Genomic DNA, 26,070 nt, shown 5'->3' with positions numbered 1-26,070 from the left:
GCGTGTTCGAGCATCGGACGCGAACCGCGGACGGTGTCCGGGGCCGGACCGGGTCAGCGGAGCACAGAGGAGACGCCCTGGGTGTCGCAGACCACCCGCCAGACGTCCTTGGCCTCCCAGCCCGCCTCCAGCGCCTGGCGGACCGTCCGCCCGCCGAGCTCGCTCATCACGTGGTCGCTCGCGAAGGACTCCGCGTACGCCTCGCCGAAGTGCGCGTACATCCGCCGCCAGAACTCCGTCAGCCTCATGCCCACCAGTATCCCGGACCGCCGGACGGCCCCGCCGCCCCTCCTACGGGTGCCAGTCGGCCGCGGTCAGGGCGTACTCGACCTCGCCGTGCTCGCTGCCCGGGATCGCCTCCGGGTGGTCCTCGTGGAAGGTCCGCACGTACGAGAGCCCGGCCTTCTCCATCACCCGCCGCGAGCCGCGGTTGACCGCCATGGTGTACGCCACCACCCGTTCCACGCCGAGCCCGGTGAAGCCCCGGCGGATCAGCGCCCGGGCGCCCTCGGTGGCGTAGCCCCGCCCCCAGGCCGGGCGGCGCAGCCGGTAGCCCAGCTCGACCTCGGTGCGGCCGTCCAGCGGCCGGAACTCGAACCAGCCGAGGAAGGCCCCGCCCTCCCGCTCCTCGGCCGCCCACCAGCCGAGGTCGCCGTAGCGGCGGTAGTGCTCGAGGTAGAGCGGGAGCAGCGCGGACTCGACCACCTCGCGCGGGGTGGGCCGCCCGCCGGTGAGGTAGCGGGTGACCTCCGGGTCGGCGTCCAGGTCGACCAGCGCGTCCACGTCGGCGGCGGTGAAGCGGCGCAGCACCAGCCGCTCGGTGGTGAGGAAGACGTCCATCCCCCGATCGTCGCCCGTCCGTCCCGGTCCGTCACCCGGTTTTCCGGGCCGCCGGCTCAGCGCGGCAGGACCAGCGCCCCGGCGCCGTAGTACTCGCGGTCGCCGCAGGCGTGCGGGCCGGGCGGGCAGGCGGCGTCCGCGGTGGCGGCCAGCAGGGCGGCGAGCCGGTCGGAGTCCCAGTCCGGGTGCAGCGCGGCGGCCACCGCGACCGCGCCGGTGACGTGTGCGGCGGCCATCGAGGTGCCGGCCAGCGCGGCGTACCGGCCGCCGGGCCAGTCGGAGACCACCGCGCCCTGGACCCCGCCGTCCGGGTTCCCGCCGGGGGCGGCCAGCGAGACCCGGCCGCGCCCGTGGTTGGTGTAGGCGGACGGGCGGCCGTCCCGGTCGAGGGCGGTCACGGTGACCACCCCGGGCAGCTCGCCGGGCAGCCGGACGCACTCGGGGCCGAGGGAGCGGGACAACGGCGGTCCGCCGGTACGGTCGTTGGGGCTGCGCTCGTCGGTGCGGCCGGCGCCGAGGTCCTGCGCGTCGTTGCCGGCCGAGGCGACCACCACCGCGCCCCGCCGGCGGGCGTAGTCGACGGCCCGGCCGACGGCGGCGGTCAGCGCCGCCTGGTCGGGGTCGTCGGGGCAGTTGTACTTCCACGGGTCGGCGAAGTAGCTGTTGTTGATCGCCCGGGCGCCGTGGTCGGCGGCCCAGAGCATGCCGCAGACGATGTTCTCGGCGTAGTACTGGCCGAGCGGGCCGAGCAGCCGGACGGCGGCGATCCGCACGCCGGGCGCGACCCCGCTGACACCGCGGCCGTCCCGGGCGGCGCCGACGATCCCGGCGACGTGGGTGCCGTGGCCGCTCTCGCCGACCCCGGCGTCGGGTCGCCAGGAGCCGGTGCGGGCGTCGGGACGGCCGTCGGTGCAGGAGGCGGAACTCTTCGGGTCGACGGCGGCGCGCAGGTCGGGGTGGGTGTCGTCGACGCCGGAGTCGAGGACGGCGACCAGCACCTTCCGCAGGGCGTCGGCGCCGGGGGTGTCCGGGCCGTGCGGCGGGCGGGTGGTGTCCGCGGCCGCGCCGGGGGCGGCGCCGAGCAGCGCGAGGTTCCAGGCGTCGCGCTCGCCGGGGTCGGGGACCGTGACGGTGGTGTCGGCCTCGCCGGCCCCGCCCTCGACGCCGTCGCCCGCACCGCGTCCCGCGCCGCCGCCGGTCCGGAAGTCGCCCGCGCCGTCCACCGACCGGGGCGGGCCGGGCACCGGCGCGGTGCGGGTGGCCCCGACGGCGGCCACCCCGGGCCGCCCGCGCACCTTCTCGGCGAAGCCCCCGGCGGCGTACGCCAGCACCACCCCGATCTGCGGGTACTCCTGGACGACCTGCCCGCCGGCCGCCCGGGCCTGCTCCGCCGCCCGGCCGGCCCCCTCGGCGTCCGCCCGCTCGGCGAGGACCAGGTAGCTGAGGTAGGCCCGCCCCGGCCCGGCGACGTACGGCACGGCGCCGCCGGCGACCAGCGCGGTGAGCAGCATCACGAGCAGGACCCGCAGCGGCCCCCGGCCCCGGCCCCGGCGCCGGGCGCCCCCGGCCGGCCCGGCCACCCGGACGGGGACCGGGGCGGGACGGGAGCCGGACGGGTCCGCCTGCGCCATGGCACGGCCTCCGCTCGTCGGTCCCGGCGGCCGCACCGGGGCGGCCGGCCACCGGAGGGCTGGTCTTCACAGGAGCATCACAATGACTGAATCATCACGATATGAGCCGATTGTCCGCTCCGCCTTCCCGGTTGCCCCGAACGGCCACCGTCCCCGGCGGCCACGACCCCGGACCGGCCACCGGCCCCGTCGGACCCGCCCCCTTGTCGGTGCCACCGGGCACCATGGGGACATGGCGACCGCGCACCCGACCCCGCCCCCGGCCGACCCGCTGGCCGGCTTCGCCCCCGCCACCCGGGCCTGGTTCGGCGGCGCCTTCTCCGCGCCCACCACCGCCCAGGCCGAGGCCTGGCGCGCCATCGCCCGGGACACCGACGTCCTGGTGGTCGCCCCCACCGGCTCCGGCAAGACCCTCGCGGCCTTCCTGTCCGCCCTGGACCGGCTCAGCAGCACCCCGCCCCCCGCCGAATCCAGACGCCGCTGCCGGGTCCTCTACGTCTCCCCGCTCAAGGCCCTCGCGGTCGACGTCGAGCGCAACCTCCGTGCCCCGCTGGCCGGCCTGCGCCAGGCCGCCGTCCGGCTCGGCCTGCCCGAACCCGACGTCCAGGTCGCCATCCGCTCCGGCGACACACCCGCCGCCGACCGCCGCCGCTTCGCCACCCACCCGCCGGACATCCTCATCACCACCCCCGAGTCGCTCTTCCTGCTACTCACCTCCGCCTCCCGGGACGCCCTGCGCGGCATCGACACCGTGATCCTGGACGAGGTGCACGCGGTCGCCGGCACCAAGCGCGGCGCCCACCTCGCGCTCTCCCTGGAGCGGCTGGACGAGCTGCTCGACCGCCCGGCCCGCCGGATCGGCCTGTCCGCCACCGTCCGGCCGGTCGAGGAGGTGGCCCGCTTCCTCAGCCCCGGACGCGGCGCCGAGGTGGTCCAGCCGCCCGCCGCCAAGGAGTTCGACCTCTCCGTGGTCGTCCCCGTCCCCGACCTCGACGACCTGCCCACCGCCCCCGCACTCGGCGGCGCGGCCGAGAGCGACCCGCAGGGCCCGGGGGCACCTCCCGGCCGCCAGGCCGGGGGCGCGTCGATCTGGCCGCACGTCGAGGAACGGATCGTCGACCTCGTCCAGGCCCACCGCTCGACCATCGTCTTCGCCAACTCCCGGCGCCTCGCCGAGCGGCTCTGCAACCGGCTGAACGAGATCGCCCACGAACGCGCCACCGGCACCGCGCTGCCCGAGGCGCACGCCCCCGCCCAGCTGATGGGCGGCTCCGGCGCCACCAAGGGCGCCCCGGCGGTGATCGCCCGCGCCCACCACGGCTCGGTCTCCAAGGAACAGCGGGCCCTGGTCGAGGAGGAGCTCAAGGCCGGCCGGCTGCCCGCCGTGGTCGCCACCTCCAGCCTGGAGCTCGGCATCGACATGGGCGCCGTCGAACTGGTGGTCCAGGTCGAGTCCCCGCCCTCGGTCGCCTCCGGCCTCCAGCGGGTCGGCCGGGCCGGCCACCAGGTCGGCGCGGTCTCCACCGGCGTGGTCTTCCCCAAGTACCGGGGCGACCTGGTGCAGTCCGCGGTGGTCACCGAGCGGATGCGGGCCGGGCGGATCGAGGCGCTGCGCATCCCGCGCAACCCGCTCGACGTGCTCGCCCAGCAGCTGGTCGCGATGACCGCGATGGACACCTGGCAGGTCGACGAGCTGCTCACCGCCGTCCGCCGGGCCGCGCCGTTCGCCACCCTCCCGCAGTCCGCCTTCGACGCGGTGCTCGACATGCTGGCCGGCCGCTACCCCTCGGACGCCTTCGCCGAGCTGCGCCCCCGCCTGGTCTGGGACCGGGTGGCCGGCACCGTCAGCGGACGCCCCGGCGCCCAGCGGCTCGCCGTCACCTCCGGCGGAACCATCCCCGACCGGGGCCTGTTCGGCGTCTTCATCGCCGGCACGGACTCCAAGAAGGGTGGTGGCGGGCGACGGGTGGGAGAGCTGGACGAGGAGATGGTCTACGAGTCCCGGGTCGGCGACGTCTTCACCCTCGGCACCACCTCCTGGCGGATCGAGGAGATCACCCACGACAAGGTGATGGTCACCCCGGCCCCCGGCATCCCCGGCCGGCTCCCGTTCTGGAAGGGCGACAGCCTCGGCCGCCCGCTCGAACTCGGCCGCGCCCTCGGCGCCTTCACCCGCGAACTCGGCGCGCTCGACCCGCAGACCGCCACCGCCCGGCTGAAGCAGGCCGGCCTGGACGACTGGGCCGCCGGCAACCTCCTCGACTACCTCGCCGAGCAGCGCGCCGCCTGCGGCCACCTCCCCGACGACCGCACCATCGTGGTCGAGCGCTTCCGCGACGAGCTCGGCGACTGGCGGATCGTCGTGCACTCCCCCTTCGGCGCCCAGGTGCACGCCCCCTGGGCGCTCGCCCTCGCCGCCCGGCTGCGCGAGAAGCACGGCCTCGACCCGCAGGTCATGCACGCCGACGACGGCATCGTGCTCCGGCTCCCGGACGCCGACCTTCTCGACTTCCCCTCCGCCAAGCCCGACGAGCCGGTCACCGACGACGCCCCGGTCGGCGCCGACGCCGCCCTGTTCGACCCGCAGGAGATCGAACAGCTGGTCACCGACCAGGTCGGCGGCTCCGCCCTGTTCGCCTCCCGCTTCCGCGAGTGCGCCGGCCGCGCCCTGCTGCTCCCGCGCCGCAACCCCGGCAAGCGCACCCCGCTCTGGCAGCAGCGCCGGCGCGCCGCCCAACTGCTGGAGGTCGCCGCCGAGTACGGCTCCTTCCCGATCGTGCTGGAGGCCGTCCGCGAGTGCCTCCAGGACGTCTTCGACGTGCCCGGCCTGGTCGAGCTGATGGGGGACCTCGAATCCCGCGCCGTCCGGCTGGTCGAGGTCACCACCCCCGAACCCTCCCCGTTCGCCCGCTCACTGCTCTTCGGCTACGTCGCCCAGTTCCTCTACGAGGGCGACTCCCCGCTCGCCGAACGCCGCGCCGCCGCCCTCTCGCTGGACTCCCGGCTGCTGTCCGAACTCCTCGGCCAGGCCGAGCTGCGCGAACTGCTCGACCCGCAGGTCCTCGCCGAGCTGGAGGCCGAACTCCAGCGGCTCACCCCCGAACGCCGGATCAAGGACGCCGAGGGCGTCGCCGACGCGCTGCGCCTGCTCGGCCCGCTCAGCGAGGCCGAACTGACCGCCCGCGGCGCCGAACCGCTCTGGGCCCTCGAACTGGAGGCCGCCCGCCGGGTGATCCAGGTCCGGATCGGCGGCGAGCAGCGCTGGGCCGCCATCGAGGACGCCGGCCGGCTGCGCGACGCCCTCGGCACCCCGCTGCCGGTCGGCGTGCCCGAGGCGTTCACCGAACCGGTCAAGGACCCGCTGGGCGACCTGCTCGCCCGGCACGCCCGCACCCACGGCCCGTTCACCGCCGCCGAGGCCGCCGCCCGCTACGGCCTGGGCACCGCCGTGGTCACCGGCACCCTGCACCGCCTGACCGCCACCGGCCGCCTGGTCCAGGGCGAGTTCACCCCGGTGGAGAGCCACACCGCCACGGTCGAGTGGTGCGACGCCGAGGTCCTGCGCCGCCTGCGCCGCCGCTCACTGGCCGCGCTGCGCCAGGAGGTCGAACCCGTCCCGCCGCGCGCCCTGGCCGCCTTCCTGCCCCAGTGGCAGCACCTGGCCGGCCACCGGCTGCGCGGCCCGGACGGCCTGCTCCGGGTGGTCGAACAGCTCCAGGGCACCGCCCTGCCCGCCTCCGCCCTGGAGAAGCTGATCCTCCCGGCCCGGCTCGCCGACTACTCCCCCGGCCTGCTCGACGAACTGATGGCGGCCGGCGAGATCGGCTGGGCCGGCGCCGGCGCGCTGCCCGGCAAGGACGGCTGGATCAGCCTGCACCTGGCCGAGAACGCCCACCTGCTGCGCCCCGAACCGGTGCCGCCCACCGTCACCCCGGTGCACACCGCCCTGCTGGAGGCACTGACCGGCGGCTACGGACTGTTCTTCCGCCAACTGACCGCCCACCTCCCGGAGACGCCCGAGCCGGAGGTCGTCGAGGCCCTGTGGGACCTCGTCTGGGCCGGCTACGTCAGCAACGACACCCTGGCCCCGCTGCGCGCCCTGCTCGGCTCCGGCCGGACGGCCGGAGCCACCGCCCACCGGGCGCCCCGGGCCACCCCGCGCGGCCGCTTCGGCGGCGCCGGGCGCCCCTTCGGCCGGGTCGGCGGCGCGCTGCGCAGCGGCCCCCCGACGGTCGGCGGCCGGTGGTCGCTGCTGCCCGCGTTCGCCGCCGACCCGACCGTCCGGGCCACCGCCCAGGCGCAGAACCTGCTGGACCGGCACGGCCTGCTCACCCGGGGCACGGTCGCCGCCGAGCGGATCCCGGGCGGCTTCGCCGGGGTCTACCGGGTGCTCGCGGCCATGGAGGAGCGCGGCCGGACCCGCCGGGGCTACTTCGTGGAGGGGCTGGGCGGCGCCCAGTTCGCCATGGAGGGCGCGGCCGACCGGCTGCGTTCGGTCAGCGGCCGGCTGGACCGGGCCCGGGGCACCGAGTGGCCGGCCGCCCCGTCCGCCGAGCCCCCGCAGGCCCTGGTGCTGGCCGCCGCCGACCCGGCCAACGCCTACGGCGCCGCGCTGCCCTGGCCCGAACCGCCCGCCGGGTCCGCCGAGGCGACGGGCAAGGCGCACCGGCCGGGCCGGAAGGCCGGTGCCCTGGTGGTGCTGGTCGACGGCGAGCTGTGCCTGTACGTGGAGCGCGGCGGGAAGTCGCTGCTGGCCTGGGCGCAGGAGGAGGCCCTCCTGGCCGCGGCGGCGCAGGCGCTGGCCGGGGCGGCCCGGGCCGGGGCGCTGGGCAGCGTCACCGTCGAGCGGGCCAACGGCGAACCGGCCCTCGGGTCGGCGCTCGGCGCCGCCCTGGAGCAGGCGGGCTTCCACGCCACTCCACGCGGCCTGCGGCTGCGCCCCTGAGCCAGGAACTCCCGGAGGCCGGAAGGCAACCGGGGGCCGGAAGGACGACGAGGGCCGTGGGACCGATCGGTCCCACGGCCCTCGTCCGCGTCTTGTTCACCCCGTCCGGGGCGCCTCCCACCGTGTCTCCGCCAAGGCGTCCGGCTCGTCCGTCCGCTGCCGCGACGGCCCGGTGGACCGCCAGTCGGCGTGGACCGGGATCAGTCCGAGCCCCCAGCCGCCGGCCGCCAGCAGGCCGAGCGCCGCACCGCCGGGCAGGTGCCCTGAGCCGTCCGCCAGCCACCAACCGAACCCGCCGGCCAGGACCGCCAGCAGCGCCAGGCCCGAGCGGACCGGCCGGAACCGCACCCGCCGGGACCGTATTCGGGCCCCGGCACACGTCACCGCCGCACTGCGCACGACCGCCTCCTTCGCTCAACCCGGGCCGGATGGGGCCCGTACCGAGGCCAGGTCAGGCGGCGACCACGTCCATCGCGGCGGCCTTGGGCGACATGTTCGCCCGGTCGGTGCCGGGAGCCGGCAGCGGAACCGGTTCGAGCACCGGCCTCAGCAGTTCACCTTCGGAGAGGGTGGCCATCGCCGCAAGTTCGGCGAGCGACAGTTCGTCGCTGACCTCGCGCATGACCTCGGACATCCGGACGTCGAGCGCGTCGCAGATGGCGGAGAGCAGCTCCGAGGAGGCCTCCTTCTGTCCCCGCTCGACCTCGGAGAGGTATCCGAGCGAAACCCTGGCGGCCGCCGACACCTCGCGGAGTGTGCGGCCCTGGCGCTGGCGCTGCCGACGCAGTACATCGCCCAGTAGGCGACGGAGCAGGATCATCGGTGCCTCCCTCCTCGGACTGCGGATCGAGATGTCACGCCCCCACCGTACCGCCTTGCCCGCTTCGCGTGCGGGGACCATGGTCGTGTTCACTCTGGGCTGCAAGGCTGTCCCCTCCCCTGTTTCGGTGTCGCACCCGGGTCGGCGGGCACGTCGTCGTACCCTCCGGGCGGCACTCGGCCACCGCTACGCCACTCGCTCGCCACCTGGTTTCTGCCCAACCAGGCACTCCGATGTAACACGATCCTCCAGATGTGCGATGCCCGCACGCCGGTTCGGCGGATCCCGGTTCGGCCGGGATCCCGGCGGACGGCCCCCGACGAGGACCGGGGACGGGGGTGACGGGTGACCGGCGGGAAGGACGGTGACGGAGGTGCGGACGACGGTTCAGTGCGCGGGCGTACCGGACGGGAGCCGCCCGACGAGCAGCTCCAGAGCGGCGGTCACCGCCCTGTGACGGATTGTGGCACGCCCTCCGGACAACCGTGGCGAACTGACCAGAGTTCCCCCCGGACCGGCGACCGCGAGGTGTACCGTGCCGACCGGCCGGCCGTCCTGCGGCTCCGGGCCGGCCACCCCGGTCGTCGCGACCCCGTAGGTCGCCCCGAGCAGCTTGCGCACGCCCTCGGCCATCTGCCGGGCCACCACCGGGTGGACCGGGCCGTGGACGTCCAGCAGCCCCTCGTCGACGCCCAGCACCGAGGCCTTCAGTTCGGTCGCGTAGGCGGTCACCGAGCCCCGGAAGGTCGCCGACGCCCCGGGGACGTCCACCAGCGCGGCCGCCAGCAGCCCGCCGGTCAGCGACTCCGCGACGGCCACCGTGCCGCCCCGGGCCCGCAGCGCGGTGTGCGCCCGCTCTGCCAGCCGGTAGTCGGCGGCCCCGGTCCCCGCGGCCTCGGCTGCACCACTCATCCCGACGTCCCTCCCTCGCGCTCCCCCGGGCCCGTCCCGGAGTACCCGCCATTCTGGGGCCCGGGGAGCGGCCGGGGCCCGGATCCGCGCCGTGTCACCCGCGCGGGCGTTGCGCCGCCAGGCCCTCCCGGCGCAGCCGCACGGCCTGCCCCACGTAGTCCAGCGCGGTGCCGACGGTCAGCAGCACCGCGACGCCCATCAGCACGGCCCGGGCGGTGGCCATCCAGCCGGTCAGCTCCAGGACGTACATGCCGACCGCGATGCCCTGGGTGAGCGTCTTGAGCTTGCCGCCCCGGCTGGCCGGGATCACCCCGAAGCGGATCACCCAGAACCGCATCAGCGTGATGCCCAGCTCGCGGGCCAGGATCACCACGGTGATCCACCACGGCAGGTCGCCCAGCACCGAGAGGCCGATCAGCGCCGCGCCCATGATCGCCTTGTCGGCGATCGGGTCGGCGATCTTGCCGAAGTCGGTGACCAGGCCCTTGCGCCGGGCCAGCTCGCCGTCGAACAGGTCGGTGATCATCGCGATCGCGAAGGAGGCCCAGGCCACCGAGCGCCACTTGGGGTCGTGGCCGCCCTCGGCGAAGAGCAGCGCGACGAAGACCGGGACCAGCAGCAGCCGGACCATGGTCAGCACGTTCGCGATGTTCCAGATCCCCGGCGCCGGGGGCACCGCGGCCGCCGGCCTGCCCGGGTGGGCCGCGGTCGGGGCGCCGGGCCCCTGGGTCATTCCCCGGCTCCCGGTGCCCGGAGGACCCGCACCTGCTCCAGCGCCTCGGCGACCAGGTCGACGCCCTCGCTGGCGACGACCTTGGCCCGGTAGAACCGCCCGACCTCGGGGTCCTCGACGCCGACGAGCGTGGTGAGGCCGTCCGTCTCGGGCGCCTGGTGGGCGGCGCGGCCCTCCACCAGGTCGCCGTCGACCGACTCGACCAGCACCTCGACCTCGGTGCCGATCCGCTGCTCGGCCCGCTGGGCGGTCATCTCCTCGGCGAGCCGGCTGAGCCGGGCCAGCCGGTCGGCGACCACGTCCTCGGGCAGCTTGTCGCCGTAGGTGGCGGCCTCGGTGCCCTCCTCGTCGGAGTAGCCGAAGACGCCGATCGCGTCCAGCCCGGCGTGCGTGACGAACCGTTCCAGCTCGGCGAAGTCCTCCTCGGTCTCGCCGGGGAAGCCCACGATGAAGTTGGACCGGGCGCCGGCCTGCGGGGCCTTGCCGCGGATGGTGCCGAGCAGTTCCAGGAACTGGTCGGTGGAGCCGAAGCGGCGCATCCGGCGCAGCACCGCCGGGGCGGAGTGCTGGAACGACAGGTCGAAGTAGGGCAGCACGCCCTCGGTGCCGGTCATCGCCTCGATCAGCCCGGGGCGCATCTCGGCGGGCTGCAGGTAGGAGACCCGGACCCGCTCGACGCCGTCGATCGCGGCGATCTCGCCGAGCAGGGTCTCCAGCAGCCGGATGTCGCCGAGGTCCTTGCCGTACGAGGTGTTGTTCTCGCTGACCAGCACGACCTCGCGGACGCCCTGCTCGGCCAGCCACTGGGCCTCGTGCAGCACGTCGGAGGGGCGGCGGGAGATGAACGAGCCGCGGAAGGCCGGGATGGCGCAGAACGAGCAGCGCCGGTCGCAGCCGGAGGCGAGCTTGACGGAGGCGACCGGGCTGTCGTCCAGGCGCTTGCGCAGGGTGCGCGGCCCGGAGGCGGGCGCCACGCCCTCCGGCAGGTCCTCGGGGGCGCCGTGGCCCGGCACGGCGACCTCGGCGGCGGCCGCCTGGCGCTCGACGGGGCTCAGCGGCAGCAGCTTGCGGCGGTCGCGGGGGATGTGCGGCGCGTGGTGGCCGCCGGACAGGATGGTCTGCAGGCGGTCGGAGATGTCGGCGTAGTCGTCGAAGCCGAGCACTCCGTCGGCCTCGGGCAGCGCCTCGGCCAGCTCCTTGCCGTAGCGCTCGGCCATGCAGCCGACCGCGACCACGGCCTGGGTGCGGCCGTGGTCCTTGAGGTCGTTCGCCTCCAGCAGGGCGTCGACGGAGTCCTTCTTGGCGGCTTCGACGAAGCCGCAGGTGTTGACGACGGCGACGTCGGCTTCGGCGGCGTCGTCCACGAGCAACCAGCCGTCGGCTTCCAGTCGCCCGGCGAGTTCCTCGGAGTCCACCTCGTTGCGGGCGCATCCGAGCGTGACAAGGGCGACAGTACGGCGTTCAGGCATAGGGCCAAGATTAACGCGCGACCGCCGGAGCCGTTCGCCCCGGAGGCCGCGCGCCCCGTTCGACCAGTTCCGCCCGGGGCGGCCGGCCCCCGCGATCAGCCCGCCTGCGGGTCGCCGGGGGTGTACGTGACGTGCACCACCTGGCCGTTCTTGCCCGCCGGTCCGAGGTCCTTGCCGTTGACGTACACGTGCACGGCGCCCGCGTTGCCGATCACCAGCTTGATCTGCTTGGGGTCGGTGAAGGTCTGGTCCTGGCCTTCCTCGATGTTGTTCTGGAACAGCGACTTCCCGGTGCCGTCCACCGCCGAGACCCAGCTGGTGTCCTTCTCGGCGACCAGCTTCACGGTGACCTTGTCGGCGGGGGCGGCGGCGATCGCGGGGGCACTGGGCGCCGGCGCGGGCGGCTGCACGGCCGGGGTGGACGCGGGGGCCACCGGGGCGACCGAGCCGGTGCCGGAGCCGGAGGGCAGCGGGGCGCTGGCCGAGCCGGTGGTGCCGGGGACGGTCTTCCCGTTCACCAGGTTGAAGCCGATGATCCCGACCACCGCGACGATCGCCGCGACCATCGCCACCGTCCAGTTCGGCCGGCCCCGGCCGGGGACCTTGATCGGGCCGCTCTCGATCAGCTCGGTGGGCCGCTTGGAGGCCGGCGAGCCGCCGTGCGCGTCGTCGTAGCGGGCCACCAGCGCCTCGCCGTCGACGCCGACCAGCTGGGCGATCGCGCGGATGTGGCCGCGGGCGTAGAAGTCGCCACCGCACCGGCCGAAGTCGTCCTCCTCGATGGAGTGCACGATCGGCACCCGGACCCGGGTGGCACTGCTCACCTGGTCCACCGTGAGTCCGGCCTCGATCCGGGCGGCGGACAGCACCCGGCCGATGCTCGGGGCATCGGCCGCCTGTTCCGCGGCGCCGGCGGGCTGGGCGGAGGACGGGGCGTTCTCGCGGTCGGGGGACTTGCCGATGGTCACGGTGCACGCCTTTCGAGCGGTTGGCCACCTGCTGGGGAACAGTCTAGGGGCGTGGGCGGATCGTTTCTCAAGCGGAACAGGCCCGAATGCGCTCGGCCGCCCCGGCCCGGGGCCGGGCGTGCACTGACCGCCCGTCAGTGCGGGGGCCGCCGTCCCCGGGGTCCCCGCACCGCCGCCCGCGCGTCCGGTGTCGATCGTGGGACGCGGTGCCCATCCGATCGGTTCCGCACCGCCCGCCTACCCCCGTCCCAACGGGTGAACACCCATCAGTGCCGGGCCGCTCTCAGCCACGGATGGTGACGATCACCGCGTCCAGCTCGTCCGGCTTCACCAGGACGTCGCGGGCCTTGGAGCCCTCGCTCGGTCCGACGATGCCGCGCGACTCCATGAGGTCCATCAGCCGCCCGGCCTTGGCGAAGCCGACCCGCAGCTTGCGCTGGAGCATCGAGGTGGAGCCGAACTGGGTGGAGACGACCAGCTCGGCCGCCTGGATCAGCAGCTCCAGGTCGTCGCCGATCTCCTCGTCGATCTCCTTCTTGGGCCCGCCGCCGACCATCACGTCGTCCCGGTAGACGGCGGACAGCTGCTCCTTGCAGTGCTTGACCACGGCGGCGATCTCGGCCTCGGTGACGAACGCGCCCTGCATGCGGATCGGCTTGCTGGCGCCCATCGGCAGGAACAGGGCGTCGCCCTTGCCGATCAGCTTCTCGGCCCCGGGCTGGTCCAGGATGACCCTGGAGTCGGCCATCGCGGAGGTGGCGAAGGCGAGCCGGGACGGCACATTGGCCTTGATCAGACCGGTGACCACGTCGACCGAGGGCCGCTGGGTGGCCAGCACCAGGTGGATGCCGGCCGCGCGGGCGAGCTGGGTGATCCGGACCACCGAGTCCTCGACGTCGCGCGGGGCGACCATCATGAGGTCGGCCAGCTCGTCGACGATCACCAGCAGGTACGGGTACGGCGTCAGCTCGCGCTCGCTGCCGAGCGGCGGGGTGACGGTGCCGGCCCGGACCGCCGCGTTGAAGTCGTCGACGTGCCGGAAGCCGAACGCGGCGAGGTCGTCGTAGCGCATGTCCATCTCGCGGACCACCCACTGGAGGGCCTCGGCGGCCTTCTTCGGGTTGGTGATGATCGGCGTGATGAGGTGCGGGATGCCCTCGTAGGCGGTCAGCTCGACCCGCTTGGGGTCGACCAGCACCATCCGCACCTCGTCCGGGGTGGACCGGGCGAGGATCGACGTGATCAGGCAGTTGATGCAGGACGACTTGCCCGCGCCGGTCGCGCCGGCCACCAGGATGTGCGGCATCTTGGCGAGGTTGGCCATCACGGTGTGGCCCTCGACGTCCTTGCCCATGCCGACGACCATCGGGTGGGTGTCCTCGGCGGCGGTGCGCGAGCGCAGCAGGTCGCCGAGGTTGACCATCTCGCGGTCCCGGTTCGGGATCTCGATGCCGACCGCGGACTTGCCCGGGATCGGGCTGATGATCCGCACGTCCGGGCTGGCCACGGCGTACGCGATGTTCTTCGCGAGCGCGGTGATCCGCTCGACCTTGACCGCGGGGCCGAGCTCGACCTCGTAGCGGGTGACCGTCGGGCCACGGGTGAAGCCGGTCACCCGGGCGTCCACCTTGAACTCGGAGAAGGTGCCGGTGAGCTGGGCCACCACCTCGTCGTTGAGGGCGCTGCGGGCCTTGGCCGGGCCGCCGCGCTCCAGCAGGTCGAGCGGGGGCAGCGCGTAGCTGAGGCCCGCCGCGAGCTGGAGCTGCTCCATCCGGACCGGCGCGGGGCCGTGCTCGTCCGGGGCTCCGGGGTCCGAGCCGCCGGTGCGGGCGGCCGGGACGGCGGGCTCCTCCGGCGGGGCGGTGCGGTCCTGCACCTGGTGCATCATGTCGGCCACCGCCGAGGAGGCGGGCACGCCGTAGACCAGCGCGCCGTCCAGGTCGGCGGCGGCGCCGGCGGCGAGGTTGCGGGTGGTGTACGGGTCCAGCGGCTCCTTGGCGAACATGTCCGGCTCGGCGGCGGGCTCCTCGTCGGGCGCCTTGCGCTTGCGGCGGCGCCGACGGGCGGCCACCTCGTCCGAGGGGTCGTCACCGTCCGTGTCCACCGTGAAGGGCAGCGCGGAGGGATCGGCGTCCTCGGGAGGCTCGTTGGAGAGTTCGCGCTCCGGCGTGCGCTCCCCGGTCCCGTCCAGCGGGCCGGGTTCGACCACGCCCAGCCGGACGCCCACCGCGCGCATCCGCTCCGGGATCCGGTTGACCGGGGTGGCGGTGGTGACCAGCAGGCCGAAGAAGGCCAGCAGCAGGAGCAGCGGCACCGCGAGGGCCGGCCCGGCGGCGGCCATCATCGGTGTGGAGGCGGCCCAGCCGATGATCCCGCCGGCCGTCCTTATCCGGGTCGCGCCGCTGCCCATCACGGGCGCGCCGCAGCCGATGTGGACCAGGCCGAGCACACCGACCAGCAGGGTGGTCAGGCCGATCATGATCCGGCCGTTGGCCTCCGGCAGCTCCGGGTGGCGCATCAGCCGGACCGCGACGGCGGCCAGCAGGAACGGGACCAGCACGTCGAGCCGGCCGAACAGGCCGGAGACCACGTTGGTGGCCGCCTCGCCCAGCCAGCCCTGCGGGCTGAACCAGGTGCCGGCGGCGGTGACCAGCGCCAGCGCGAGCAGCAGCAGGCCGATGCCGTCCTTGCGGTGCGCCGGGTCCATGTTCTTGGCGCCGTCGCCGAAGCCCCGGAAGACCGCGCCGATGCCGTGCGCCATGCCGAGCCAGACGGCGCGCACGGCGCGGAAGAGTATCGGCCGGGGCGCGGGAGCGGAGGGCGGGGCGGGCGCCTTGGCCGCCGTCTTCTTCGCCGGGGCGGCCTTCTTCGCGGCCGCCTTCTTGGCGGGCGGCTTGGCCGGAGCCTTCGCCGCGGCCTTCTTGGACGGTCCCGGACTCGAGTTGCGTGCCGCGCTTCCGGGCGTACGTGTGGCCATGGGTCAGCAGCCTACCGGGGCGCACGACCTGTGCCCACGTCGTGCGCCCGGGCCCCGGGACGTGTCGCCGACACACCGTCACCCCGTCCGGTTTCACCCGGACGGGCGAGTGGGACCGCGCTCAGTCCGTGCCGGGGCGCAGCGCGTCCAGTGCGCGCCGCAGGCCCGCCAGCTTGCGCTCCAGGTGCGCCGCGGTGGCCGCCACCCCGCCGTCCTCGGTGCCGTCCAGCTGCTTGGTGAGCGACTCGGCCTGCTCCTCGACCGCCGCCAGCCGGGCCGACAGCTCGCCGAGCAGCGCGCCGCCGATGGCCGGCTCGGCACCGCTCGCCTCCAGCTGCAGCCGCAGCAGCGCGGCCTGCTCCTTCAGCTGGCAGTTCTTCATGTAGAGGTCGACGAAGACCGAGACCTTGGCGCGCAGCACCCAGGGGTCGAACGGCTTGGAGATGTAGTCCACCGCACCGGCCGCGTAGCCGCGGAAGGTGTGGTGCGGGCCGTGGTTGATCGCGGTGAGGAAGATGATCGGGATGTCCCGGGTGCGCTCACGGCGCTTGATGTGGGCGGCGGTCTCGAAGCCGTCCATCCCGGGCATCTGGACGTCCAGCAGGATCACCGCGAAGTCGTCCGTGAGCAGCGCCTTGAGCGCCTCCTCGCCGGACGCCGCCCGGACCAGGGTCTGGTCCAGCGCCGAGAGGATCGCCTCCAGCGCGAGCAGGTTCTCCGGCCGGTCGTCGACCAGGAGGATCTTCGCCTTCTGCATCACGACGCGCCCTCCTGTCGCCTGCCTACCTGGGGAAGGCACCCGCGTACTGCCCACCACTACCCCGGTCATGCTAGCCGCACCCCCTCGCCCGGCACATCGCTCCGTCGCGTCCGGATCCGGAGCGGCGCGCAGTCAGTGCCCCGGCGTACGCTCACCAGCGAGTTGTCACTCGGTCACTGTTCGCAACGATCGGTGACCCTACCCGGTTCCCGGCCCTCCCCGCCAGCAAACCGCGCGCCCCACCGGCGTGAATCCTGGAGCGTACTCCGGGATTCACGCCCCCGTCATCCGATCGGTCCCAACTCGGGCGGGTCCGGGGCCCGCTGGACACCGGTTCCGGCCCCTCAGGGCCTCCGGACGGTGAGCCATTCGTGCATCACCGACAGCAGGTGGTCGGTCTCCACCGGCTTGGTGATGTGGTCGGTGGCGCCGGCCTCCAGGGACTTCTCCTTGTCGCCCTTCATCGCCTTGGCGGTCAGCGCGATGATCGGCAGCCCGGCGAACTGGGGCATCCGGCGGATCGCCTCGGTGGTCGCGTAGCCGTCCATCTCCGGCATCATGATGTCCATCAGGACCAGCGCGACGTTCTCGTGCTGCTCCAGCATCTCGATGCCCTCGCGGCCGTTCTCGGCGTACAGCACGGTCAGGCCGTGCTGCTCCAGCACGCTGGTGAGGGCGAACACGTTGCGGACGTCGTCGTCGACGATCAGCACCTGCTCGCCGCCGAAGCGGGTGTCGGTGCGCCCCGACGGGCGGGCCACCGGGGCCGCCTCGGGCATCCGCCCCTCCACCGCCCGGCCCCCGGCCACGCGCCCCTCGACGGGGCCGCCGACGGCCCCGCGGGCCCCGGCTGCGCGGTCGTCCGCCGCCGCGTCCAGGGCTGCCGTGCGGCGGCGCTCGACCGCGCCCCGGCGGCGGACCTCGACCAGCTCGCGCACCTCCTGGGCCCAGTGGTCGGCCGGGCTCTCGCCCACCGGCACCGGGGTCCCGGCCGGGGTGACCCCGACCGAGGCGCGCAGCGCGGCCGCGGCCTGCCCGGCGGCGTCCGGCGCCTCGGCGCGCAGCGGCAGGTACAGGGTGAAGGTCGAGCCCTTGCCCAGCTCGCTCTCGGCGTGGATCTCGCCGCCGAGCAGCCGGGCGATCTCCCGGCTGATCGACAGCCCGAGCCCGGTGCCTCCGTACTTGCGGCTGGTGGTGCCGTCGGCCTGCCGGAACGGTTCGAAGATCTCCCGCAGCTTGTTGCCGGGGATGCCGATCCCGGTGTCGGAGACCGTGAACGCGATCAGCGGGTCGTCCGGGTCCTGGATCGCGCCCGCCTCCAGCAGCTGCTCGCGCACGTGCTGCGGCGCGCCCTTCCCGGCCGGGCTGATCGAGAAGTCGACGGCGCCGGTGTCGGTGAACTTCACCGCGTTGGAGATGAGGTTGCGCAGCACCTGCTGGAGCCGCTGCTCGTCGGTGTGCAGGGTGACCGGCAGGGCCGGCGAGACCCGCACGCCGAACTCCAGGTTCTTGTCCAGCGCGACCGGCTGGAAGGTCGCCTCGACGTAGTCGACCAGCTGGACCAGGGCGATCCGGGCCGGCCGGACGTCCATCTTGCCCGCCTCGACCTTGGACAGGTCCAGGATGTCGTTGATCAGCTGGAGCAGGTCGGAACCGGCGCCGTGGATGGTGTCGGCGAACTCGACCTGCTTGGGCGACAGGTTGCCCTCGTTGTTGTCGGACAGCAGCTTGGCCAGGATCAGCAGCGAGTTCAGCGGGGTGCGCAGCTCGTGCGACATGTTGGCCAGGAACTCGCTCTTGTACCGGGAGGCCAGCGCGAGTTGCTCGGCGCGCTCCTCCAGGACCTGCCGGGCCTCCTCGATCTCGCTGTTCTTGATCTCGATGTCCCGGTTCTGCTGCGCGAGTTGCTCGGCCTTCTCCTGCAACTCCTCGTTGGTGCGCTCCAGTTCCTCCTGGCGCGCCTCCAGCTCGGCCGACCGCATCGAGAGCTCGGCGGTCAGCCGCTGGGACTCCAGCAGCAGGCCCTCGGTCTTGGTGTTGACGCTGATGGTGTTGACGGTGACGCCGATCAGGTCGGCGATCTGGTTGAGGAAGTCCAGCGCGACGGTGGTGAACGAGCTGAAGGTGGCCAGCTCGATCACGCCCAGCAGCCGGCCCTCGAACAGCACCGGCAGCACCACGATGTGGGCCGGCGAGGCCTCGCCCAGCCCGGAGGCGATCTTCAGGTACCCGGGCGGCGCCTCCTTGAGGATGATCGCCCGCTTCTCCACCGCCGCCTGGCCGATCAGCGACTCGCCGGGCCGGAAGGTGGTCGGCATCGCCCGCCGCTGGTAGCCGTAGCTGCCGATCAGCCGCAGCACGGTGTCGTTCTCGTCGTCGTCCTCGGTGATCAGCTCGGCGGTGCGGCCGGCCGGCTGGGCGAGGAAGAAGGCGCCGTGCTGCGCCGAGACCACCGGGGTGAGCTCGGTCATGATCAGCGAGGCCACCGCCTCCAGGTCGCGCCGGCCCTGCAGCAGTCCGGAGATCCGCGCCAGATTGGTCTTCAGCCAGTCCTGCTCCTGGTTGGTGCGGGTGGTCTCGCGCAGGTTGGCGATCATCTGGTTGATGTTGTCCTTGAGCTCGTCGAGCTCGCCGGCGGCGTCCACGTCGATCCGCAGCGACAGGTCGCCCCTGGTCACGGCGGTGGCGACCTGCGCGATCGCACGCACCTGCCGGGTGAGGTTGTTGGCCAGCTCGTTGACGGACTCGGTGAGGTCCTGCCAGGTGCCGTCCACGCCGGGCACCCGCGCCTGACCGCCGAGCCGCCCGTCGGTGCCCACCTCACGGGCGACCCGGGTGACCTCGTCGGCGAACGCCGACAGCTGGTCCACCATGGTGTTGATGCTGGTCTTGAGCTCCAGGAACTCGCCGCGCGCGTCGACGTCGATCTTCTGCGACAGATCACCGCGGGCCACCGCCGTGATCACCAGCGCGATGTTCCGCACCTGACCGGTGAGGTTGTTGGCCATCAGGTTGACGTTGTCGGTCAGGTCCTTCCAGATCCCGGCCACGCCCGGCACGCTCGCCTGGCCGCCCAGGGTGCCGTCGGTACCCACCTCGCGGGCCACCCTGGTCACCTCGACCGCGAACGCCGACAGCTGGTCCACCATGGTGTTGAGCGTCCCGGCCAGCCCCGCGACCTCGCCCTGGGCCTCGATGGTGATCTTCTTGGAGAGATCGCCGGAGGCCACCGCGGCCGCCACCTCGGCGATGTTCCGCACCTGGCTGGTCAGGTTCGACGCCATGAAGTTGACGTTGTCGGTCAGGTCCTTCCAGATGCCCGACACCCCGCGCACCCGGGCCTGGCCGCCCAGGTTCCCCTCGGTGCCCACCTCGCGCGCCACCCGGGTGACCTCGTCGGCGAACGCCGACAGCTGGTCCACCATGGTGTTCACGGTGGTGACCAGCTCCAGGATCTCGCCCCGGGCGTCGACGGTGATCTTCTTCGAGACGTCGCCCCGGGCCACCGCCGTGGTCACCTCGGCGATGCTGCGGACCTGACTGGTCAGGTTGTTGGCCATCAGGTTGACGCTGTTGGTCAGGTCCTTCCAGGTGCCGGACACCCCCGGCACGCTCGCCTGGCCGCCGAGGATGCCCTCGGTACCGACGTCCCGGGCCACCCGGGTCACCTCGTCCGCGAAGGCGCCCAGCTGGTCGACCATCGTGTTGATGGTGTTCTTCAGCTCCAGGATCTCCCCGAGCGCGTCGACCTGGATCTTCTGCGAGAGGTCGCCGCGGGCGACGGCGGTGGTCACCTGGGCGATGTTGCGCACCTGATCGGTGAGATTGTTCGCCATGAAGTTGACGTTGTCGGTGAGGTCCCGCCAGACGCCGGCCGCCCACGGCACCTGCGCCTGCCCGCCGAGCCGTCCCTCGGTGCCCACCTGACGGGCCACCCGGGTCACCTGCTCGGCGAAGCCGGAGAGCTGGTCGACCATCGTGTTGATGGTGTTCTTCAGCTCCAGGATCTCCCCGCGGGCGTCCACCTCGATCTTCTGCGAGAGGTCGCCGCGCGCCACCGCCGTGGTCACCTGGGCGATGCTGCGGACCTGGCCCGTCAGGTTGTCCGCCATGAAGTTCACCGAATCGGTGAGGTCGCGCCAGACACCGGCGACGCCCGGCACCTGCGCCTGACCGCCCAGCCGACCCTCGGTGCCCACGTCCCTGGCCACGCTGGTCACCTGCGCCGCGAAGCCGTTCAGCTGGTCCACCATCGTGTTGACGGTGTTCTTCAGCTCCAGCATCTCGCCGGCCACCTCGACCGTCACCTTGCGGGACAGGTCGCCCTTGGCCACCGCGGTGGTCACCTGCGCGATGTTGCGCACCTGCGCGGTCAGCCGGCCGGCCATGGTGTTGACCGAGTCCCCGAGGTCCTTCCAGCTGCCGGACACGCTGCGGACCTTCGCCTGGCCGCCCAGCTTGCCCTCGGTGCCGACCTCGCGGGCCACCCGGGTCACCTCGTCGGTGAACTCCGACAGCTGGTCCACCAGCCCGTTGACGGTCCGGCCGATCTTCAGGTACTCGCCGCGCAGCGGGTGGCTCACCCCGTTGCTGTGCAGCGAGCGCAGCTCCATCTTCTGGTCGAGGTCGCCCTCGGCGATCGACGTCAGCACCCGGCCCACCTCGGCCATCGGCCGCGCCAGGTCGTCGATCAGCGCGTTGCAGTTGTCGACCGCCGCCATCCAGGCGCCCTCACCGGCACCCGTCTCCAGCCGCTCGTTCAACCGCCCCTCGCGGCCCACCGCCCGCCGCACCCGGGCCAGCTCACCCGTGAGGTGCTGGTTGCGCTCGGCCACCTCGTTGAACACCGCGGCGATCTCCGCCAGCGGACCGTCCCCGGGCACCGTCAGGCGGCGCCGGAAGTTTCCGTCCCGCATCGCCGTCAACGCGGCCAGCAGCTTGCGCAGCTCGGCCGGCTCGGCGCCGCGGCTGTGGTTGACACGCCGGCCGGCCGCGCTCCGCGGCGCGGCCCCGGGGCGCCCGCCACGCTGAGTGGGCGGCGTCGTACCGGTTGCGTCCTTGGTGGCCGAACTCAACGGGCCCCTCCCAGATCGTGAACTGTCCGGCGCCCGCGGCAGCCCATCGGAGCCCGCCGCGCAGCACCGTCCCGGCGCTACCGTCCCGACGGCCGGTCCGGCCCACCGGGACCCACGACGACGGTACTGCTCGGACCGGACATCGCGGACCCCCCAGTCTGACAGCACTCGCGCCCGGTACAAGCGCGGTTGCACTCGGTTGGTACCGGCCCGTCCGAAACGGGTGGGCAGAATCACCCTCCGGTGCCTGTTTCGACTCCCCGCCCCCACGGGGAACCAAGCGGAAAGTAGGGTGGAGCGCTGCACCGGGCCACAACCGCCCCCGGCGCCGCCGCCCACGCCGTCGGCGCGCACCAGGGACGCGGCGCCACACCCCCGGACAGCCAGGGCCAGAGCAGAGGAGACGTGGCAACGTGGTCACCGCGCGCGCAGCCGCCACCTTCGAACCCGTGGGTCGGTCGGCCGGTGCCGCCCGATCCTTCGTCCGGGACGCCCTGCTGGGGTGGGGCCTGCCCGAGGTCGTCGACGACGCCGTGGTCCTGGTCAGCGAACTCGTCACCAACGCGGTCGTGCACGCCGGAACCGCCGCCGAGGTGTGCTGCCTGCGCGAGGACGGCACCGTCCGGATCGAGGTCACCGACCACCACCCCGAACGCGGCCTGCCCAGCTTCGCCGACGTCCCCGCCACCGCCTCCGACCACTACGCCGACGCCGACGGCGAGGGCGGCCGCGGCCTGCTGATGTGCGCCGCGCTCGCCGAACGCTGGGGCGTCGAGTACGGCTCCGGCCGCAAGACCGTCTGGTTCCGGCTCGCCCTGCCCGCACACACCGCCGGCACCCGCTACGCCCTGCCCGCCGCCCCCGGCGGCGAACTGCCGCGCAGCAACGGCCCGGTCCACGTTGCCGTCGTCCAGCTCGACGACGACGGCCGGGTGCTCGCCTGGAACCCCGACGCCGAAGCCCTCTTCCAGCACCCCGCCGACACCGTGCTCGGCCGCCCCTGGGCCGACCTCGCCCTCTGGCCGCAGCCCGCCGACGGCGGCCTCGGCCTCTCCGCCGTCCTGCGGCTCGCCCGCTGGGAGGGCGGCTACGCGCTGCGCCGCGCCGACGGCACCACCGTCGACGTCTACGGCGTCCAGGTCCGCCTGCGCGACACCGACGGCACCCCCAGCACGCTCTGCCTGCTCGTCCTCGACGAGGACCGCGCCGTCCTGCGCTCCCCCGCCCGCGCCCTTCCCGGCGACCGCGGCGAACCCGGCACCCGGCTCGACCTGCTGGCCGGCCTCGGTGCCGGCGAGGACCTCGACACCCTGCTGCAGCACACCGTCGAACGCGCCCGCGACCTGCTCGACGCCGACGCCGCCTACCTGCTGCTCACCACCGAGGACGAGGCCGAGTTCGAACTGCGCGCCAGCACCGGCCTGCCCACCGCGCCGCGCCCGCACAGCCGCTTCCCGGTCGACACCGGCAACCGCTACGACTCACCCCGACTCCCCTCCGTCCACGAGGACCTCGCCACCCGGCCCACCGGCCTGCCCGTCCTCGACAACAGCGGACTGCGCTCGCTGCTCACCGTGCCGCTCAAGGTCGAGGGCCGGCTGATCGGCTCGCTCGGCATCGCCACCGGCGCCCCCGGCCGCTACGACAACGAGGACGCGCTGCGCCTCCAGTTCGCCGCCGACCGGCTCGCCCTGGCCGTCGAGTCCACCCGGCTCGCCGAACTCGAACGACTGCGCCGGGGCTCGCTCTCCTTCCTCGTCGAGGCCTCCGACCTGCTGGCCGGTACCCTCGAACACGAGCAGACGCTCGCCCTGATGGCCCAGATGGCCGTCCCCACCCTCGCCTCCTGGTGCGCCGTCTACACCAACGGCGACCACGGCGCCCCCGCCTCGCTCGCCTTCGTCCTGCACGAGGACGAGGACCTCATCGACCCGCTGCGCGCCCTGCTGGACAAGACGCCCGCCCCGGAGTCCGGCCCCACCCACGGCACCCGTTTCTGGGACGCCCCGTCCGACACCGCCGACGGCAACGGCTTCACCGACGACCCCGGCCTCACCGGCCTGCTCGGCGAGACCGTCGTCCTGCCACTGACCGCCCGCAACCGGGTGATCGGCCTGCTCGCCCTCGGCACCGCGGCCGGCGTGCGGTTCCGTCAGGAGGTCCTGGAGCTCGCCGAGGACCTCTCCCGCCGGGCCGCCCTCGCCCTCGACAACTCGCGCCTCTACTCCGAGCGCACCGCCACCAGCCAGGCCCTGCAGCGCAGCCTGCTGCCCCCGGACCTGCCCGACATCCCCGGCGTCGAGGTGGACGTCTTCTACCAGGCCGCCGGCGAGGGCAACGAGGTCGGCGGCGACTTCTACGACCTCTTCCCGATCCGCGAGGGCACCTACGGCTTCGCCATCGGCGACGTCTGCGGCACCGGCCCGGAAGCCGCCTCGGTCACCGGCCTCGCCCGGCACTCGCTGCGACTGCTCGCCCGCGAGGGCCTGGACGCCCCACAGGTCCTCAGCCGGCTCAACACCGCCATCCTGGACGAGGGCGCCCGCAGCCGCTTCCTCACCCTGCTGTACGGCGAACTGACACCCCGTCCGGACGGCAGTACCGAACTCTCCCTGGTCTGCGCCGGCCATCCGCTGCCGCTGCGCCTGCGCACCGACGGCCAGGTCGACCGGGCCGCCACCCCGCAGCCGCTGCTCGGCGTCATGGACGACCTCGACCTCACCGCCGAGCGCCTGGTGCTCAACCCCGGCGAGGTCCTGCTCTGCGTCACCGACGGCGTCACCGAACGCCGCGAGGGCCGCCGGATGCTGGGCGACGACGGCCTCGCCGAGGTGCTCACCGGCTGCACCGGACTCACCGCCGGAGCGGTCGCGCTGCGCGTGCAGCGGGCGGTCGAGCGGTTCGCCCCGGAGCCGCCCTCCGACGACATGGCGATCCTCACCCTGCGGGTGCCGACCCAGCGGACCGTCTGAGCACATCGGTGCGACCGCTGTCGCTCCGGCTGTCCGAGCCTGACCGAACCGTGTCGGACGCCGTCACAAAATGTGCTATTCACAAGGGTACAAGCCCGCTCACCCTGGGTACACCGATCTCACCGGGGAATCCCCCGGCAGGGACGTGACCAGCGGCTCTCCCGCTGGCCCAGCATTCCGACCGCAGCCGTCGCACGCTCCAGCCGTGCGCGCCCGGAGCGGTCACGCGCCTTCACCTCATCGACACTCACCCGCGTTCACTGCGCCCTGCGCGCGCCCATGAGTGAAAGGAGCCTCCGGTGAGCAACGAAGCTACCGGGGCACTGAACGCCCGCTCCACCGGCGCCGACGCGGGTAACCTCGGTTACCTCGCACTCGGCCTGACCCTCCTCGCCTACGGTCTGCTCTCGACCGGCATTCTCAGCGGCACCGCCGCCGGGAACTCGGCCCACCTCGCCCACATCCTCGGCGGCCTGACCCTGTTCATCGCGGGCCTCTGGCAGTTCCGCGGCGGCGAGGGCTTCACCGGCACCGCCTTCACCGGCCTCGGCGCCTTCTGGGCCACCTGGTCCACGGCCTCCGGCGCCGGCAAGAACGCGGCCGGCCTGTTCCTGCTCCTGTGGGCCCTGCTCGCCCTCACCCTGACCGCGGCCAGTTGGAACGCGGGCCTGTTCAGCCGCGCCGTCTACGGGCTGCTGACGCTCTCCCTGGTGCTCTCCGCGATCGCGACCTTCAGCACCTCCGGCGGCCTCGCCAAGACGGCCGGCTGGATCGCCGCCGCCTCCGGCCTGGCGGCCTGGTACTGGGCCACCGCGTCGCTGACCAACAGCGCGTGGGGCCGCGAAGCCCTGCCGGTCAAGTAACGGCAGGCACACCGGTGGGCCGGACCCTCCCCCCACGGGGCCCGGCCCACCGGCATGCCGTGCGCCGGTCCCCCGCACTCCTCAGCCGCGAACGGCCAGCCGCTCCTGCTCCTCCGCCGGCCGGACGTCCCCCGCGCGCCGGGCCCGCCACCGGGCGACGCCGCTCTGCGCCGCGTAGGCCAGCAGCAGGATCGCCACCGCGACCAGGCCGTCCGCCCAGAAGTGGTTGGCCGTCACCACCACCACCGTGATCGTCAGCACCGGGTGCAGCACGATCAGCCAGCGCAGCGGGCTCCTCGACACCCGCACCACCGCGACCGCCACCAGCACGCACCAGGCCACGTGCACCGACGGCATCGCCGACAGCTGCGCCGCCTTGACCACCCCGCCGACCGCGTTGCCGTACACCGACTGCCCGTACTCCGCCGCGACGTCGACGAACCCGTTCTCCGGCAGCATCCGGGGCGGCGCCACCGGCAGGAACTGGACGGCCAGGCAGACCGCCGTCGTGACGACCACCGTGGTCCGCACCCACGCGTACCGCTCGCGATGTCTCAGGAAGACCCAGAGCAGCACCGCGATCATCACCGTGAAGTGCATGGACGCGTAGTAGTAGTTCGCCAGCTTCACCAGTGCCGGGTACGGCGTCACCGCGGCCTGCCAGGAGGCCTCGTCGGGCAGTCCGACCGCCAACTCCGTCCGGTGGATCCAGCGCGCCCGGTCCAGCGCGTGCTCGGTACTCATCAGCGAGAGCCGCCCGACGAGCTGCCAGAGCGCGAACAGTGCCAGCAGGGTGCCGGCCTCCCGCAGGATCGCCGAGAGACCCGTCCGCCGCACCCGGGCGGCCGCGTACGCGCCGCCGTAGAGAGCGACAGCGGTACCCCCGGCGGACTGCCAGGTCAGGGTCAGGTTCTGCAACGGTTCGCGCCTCTCCACCGAGCTCCGATGTGGTGGGGAGACGTTAACGCAAAAAGACCCCCTCCTGAACCGGAGGGGGTCTTTTTGGAATGATTGTTCGGCGGCGTCCTACTCTCCCACAGGGTCCCCCCTGCAGTACCATCGGCGCTGTGAGGCTTAGCTTCCGGGTTCGGAATGTAACCGGGCG

The 26,070-nt window shown here is 73.9% G+C and carries 16 protein-coding genes and 1 rRNA gene; 3 read left to right on the top strand and 14 right to left on the bottom strand.

Going from position 1 to position 26,070, the window contains the following annotated elements:
• Window positions 1-53 precede the first annotated feature (53 nt).
• From ACFVUH_RS25980 to ACFVUH_RS25970, 3 genes are read right to left on the bottom strand one after another with little or no spacing between them, the layout of a single operon-like run.
• On the bottom strand, window positions 54-248 hold the full coding sequence (locus ACFVUH_RS25980) for a DUF3046 domain-containing protein (RefSeq protein ID WP_350551423.1): 195 nt from the start codon (window positions 246-248) through the stop codon (window positions 54-56).
• A gap of 43 nt (window positions 249-291) precedes the next feature.
• Window positions 292-840 (bottom strand): GNAT family N-acetyltransferase, encoded by a 549-nt coding sequence (locus ACFVUH_RS25975; RefSeq protein WP_387915593.1) that lies wholly within the window; start codon window positions 838-840, stop codon window positions 292-294.
• 56 nt (window positions 841-896) lie between these two features.
• Window positions 897-2,471: a S8 family serine peptidase gene (locus tag ACFVUH_RS25970; RefSeq protein WP_387915591.1), complete on the bottom strand. Its 1,575-nt coding sequence runs from the start codon at window positions 2,469-2,471 to the stop codon at window positions 897-899.
• A gap of 232 nt (window positions 2,472-2,703) precedes the next feature.
• Here ACFVUH_RS25970 and ACFVUH_RS25965 point away from each other — a divergent pair, with 232 nt between their 5' ends.
• The gene (locus ACFVUH_RS25965) at window positions 2,704-7,416 is read left to right on the top strand and encodes an ATP-dependent helicase (protein ID WP_387915589.1); all 4,713 of its coding nucleotides are present in this window, start codon (window positions 2,704-2,706) and stop codon (window positions 7,414-7,416) included.
• 96 nt (window positions 7,417-7,512) lie between these two features.
• On the opposite strand, the gene ACFVUH_RS25960 is transcribed toward ACFVUH_RS25965, so the two are convergent.
• The 9 genes from ACFVUH_RS25960 to ACFVUH_RS25920 all read right to left on the bottom strand — a co-directional run bounded on the left by ACFVUH_RS25960 (window position 7,513) and on the right by ACFVUH_RS25920 (window position 20,971).
• Window positions 7,513-7,764 carry a hypothetical protein gene (locus tag ACFVUH_RS25960; protein ID WP_355365213.1) on the bottom strand — a complete coding sequence of 84 codons (252 nt, stop codon included), beginning with the start codon at window positions 7,762-7,764 and terminating at the stop codon, window positions 7,513-7,515.
• 103 nt (window positions 7,765-7,867) lie between these two features.
• Complete coding sequence (locus tag ACFVUH_RS25955; RefSeq protein WP_350551437.1) at window positions 7,868-8,236, bottom strand: helix-turn-helix transcriptional regulator; 369 nt, start codon at window positions 8,234-8,236, stop codon at window positions 7,868-7,870.
• Between the two features lie 387 nt (window positions 8,237-8,623).
• Window positions 8,624-9,148 carry a CinA family protein gene (locus tag ACFVUH_RS25950; RefSeq protein ID WP_355365217.1) on the bottom strand — a complete coding sequence of 175 codons (525 nt, stop codon included), beginning with the start codon at window positions 9,146-9,148 and terminating at the stop codon, window positions 8,624-8,626.
• 94 nt (window positions 9,149-9,242) lie between these two features.
• Window positions 9,243-9,881, bottom strand: a complete 639-nt coding sequence (pgsA, locus tag ACFVUH_RS25945) for a CDP-diacylglycerol--glycerol-3-phosphate 3-phosphatidyltransferase (protein ID WP_355365220.1) — start codon at window positions 9,879-9,881, stop codon at window positions 9,243-9,245.
• The gene (gene rimO, locus ACFVUH_RS25940; RefSeq protein WP_355365223.1) at window positions 9,878-11,350 is read right to left on the bottom strand and encodes a 30S ribosomal protein S12 methylthiotransferase RimO; all 1,473 of its coding nucleotides are present in this window, start codon (window positions 11,348-11,350) and stop codon (window positions 9,878-9,880) included. Before rimO ends, pgsA begins: the two co-directional genes overlap by 4 nt.
• A 95-nt stretch (window positions 11,351-11,445) precedes the next feature.
• Entirely contained in the window at window positions 11,446-12,318 is an 873-nt protein-coding gene (locus tag ACFVUH_RS25935; protein ID WP_355365226.1) for a RodZ domain-containing protein, read from the bottom strand.
• Between the two features lie 283 nt (window positions 12,319-12,601).
• Window positions 12,602-15,295, bottom strand: a complete 2,694-nt coding sequence (locus ACFVUH_RS25930) for a DNA translocase FtsK (RefSeq protein ID WP_387915586.1) — start codon at window positions 15,293-15,295, stop codon at window positions 12,602-12,604.
• Window positions 15,296-15,416: 121 nt separating this feature from the next.
• Window positions 15,417-16,055 carry a response regulator gene (locus ACFVUH_RS25925; protein ID WP_344332370.1) on the bottom strand — a complete coding sequence of 213 codons (639 nt, stop codon included), beginning with the start codon at window positions 16,053-16,055 and terminating at the stop codon, window positions 15,417-15,419.
• Between the two features lie 344 nt (window positions 16,056-16,399).
• Window positions 16,400-20,971, bottom strand: a complete 4,572-nt coding sequence (locus ACFVUH_RS25920; RefSeq protein WP_387915712.1) for a HAMP domain-containing protein — start codon at window positions 20,969-20,971, stop codon at window positions 16,400-16,402.
• A 572-nt stretch (window positions 20,972-21,543) separates the two neighbouring features.
• Between ACFVUH_RS25920 and ACFVUH_RS25915 the strand changes: the two genes are divergently transcribed.
• The gene (locus ACFVUH_RS25915) at window positions 21,544-24,102 is read left to right on the top strand and encodes a SpoIIE family protein phosphatase (RefSeq protein WP_387915584.1); all 2,559 of its coding nucleotides are present in this window, start codon (window positions 21,544-21,546) and stop codon (window positions 24,100-24,102) included.
• Between the two features lie 299 nt (window positions 24,103-24,401).
• On the top strand, window positions 24,402-24,965 hold the full coding sequence (locus ACFVUH_RS25910; protein ID WP_380685960.1) for an acetate uptake transporter: 564 nt from the start codon (window positions 24,402-24,404) through the stop codon (window positions 24,963-24,965).
• Window positions 24,966-25,046: 81 nt separating this feature from the next.
• Here the strand turns inward: ACFVUH_RS25910 and ACFVUH_RS25905 are convergent, their stop codons facing one another.
• Together ACFVUH_RS25905 and rrf are read right to left on the bottom strand one after the other, a co-directional pair.
• Window positions 25,047-25,883 carry a phosphatase PAP2 family protein gene (locus tag ACFVUH_RS25905; RefSeq protein ID WP_355365239.1) on the bottom strand — a complete coding sequence of 279 codons (837 nt, stop codon included), beginning with the start codon at window positions 25,881-25,883 and terminating at the stop codon, window positions 25,047-25,049.
• 95 nt (window positions 25,884-25,978) lie between these two features.
• A 5S ribosomal RNA gene (gene rrf / locus ACFVUH_RS25900) occupies window positions 25,979-26,070 on the bottom strand; the annotation flags it as partial.

It is taken from the genome of Kitasatospora sp. NPDC058032 (genome assembly GCF_042885845.1).
Lineage (GTDB): Bacteria > Actinomycetota > Actinomycetes > Streptomycetales > Streptomycetaceae > Kitasatospora.
Note: the sequence above shows the minus strand (reverse complement) of the source record. Positions and strands in the feature narration are given on the sequence as shown.

What these genes read in the sequence shown, in the direction of transcription:
- ACFVUH_RS25980 (WP_350551423.1), bottom strand. Translation starts at nt 248, where the DNA reads ATGAGGCTGACGGAGTTCTGGCGGCGGATGTACGCGCACTTCGGCGAG.
- ACFVUH_RS25975 (WP_387915593.1), bottom strand. Translation starts at nt 840, where the DNA reads ATGGACGTCTTCCTCACCACCGAGCGGCTGGTGCTGCGCCGCTTCACC.
- ACFVUH_RS25970 (WP_387915591.1), bottom strand. Translation starts at nt 2,471, where the DNA reads ATGGCGCAGGCGGACCCGTCCGGCTCCCGTCCCGCCCCGGTCCCCGTC.
- ACFVUH_RS25965 (WP_387915589.1), top strand. Translation starts at nt 2,704, where the DNA reads ATGGCGACCGCGCACCCGACCCCGCCCCCGGCCGACCCGCTGGCCGGC.
- ACFVUH_RS25955 (WP_350551437.1), bottom strand. Translation starts at nt 8,236, where the DNA reads ATGATCCTGCTCCGTCGCCTACTGGGCGATGTACTGCGTCGGCAGCGC.
- ACFVUH_RS25950 (WP_355365217.1), bottom strand. Translation starts at nt 9,148, where the DNA reads ATGAGTGGTGCAGCCGAGGCCGCGGGGACCGGGGCCGCCGACTACCGG.
- pgsA (WP_355365220.1), bottom strand. Translation starts at nt 9,881, where the DNA reads ATGACCCAGGGGCCCGGCGCCCCGACCGCGGCCCACCCGGGCAGGCCG.
- rimO (WP_355365223.1), bottom strand. Translation starts at nt 11,350, where the DNA reads ATGCCTGAACGCCGTACTGTCGCCCTTGTCACGCTCGGATGCGCCCGC.
- ACFVUH_RS25930 (WP_387915586.1), bottom strand. Translation starts at nt 15,295, where the DNA reads ATGGCCACACGTACGCCCGGAAGCGCGGCACGCAACTCGAGTCCGGGA.
- ACFVUH_RS25920 (WP_387915712.1), bottom strand. Translation starts at nt 20,971, where the DNA reads ATGCGGGACGGAAACTTCCGGCGCCGCCTGACGGTGCCCGGGGACGGT.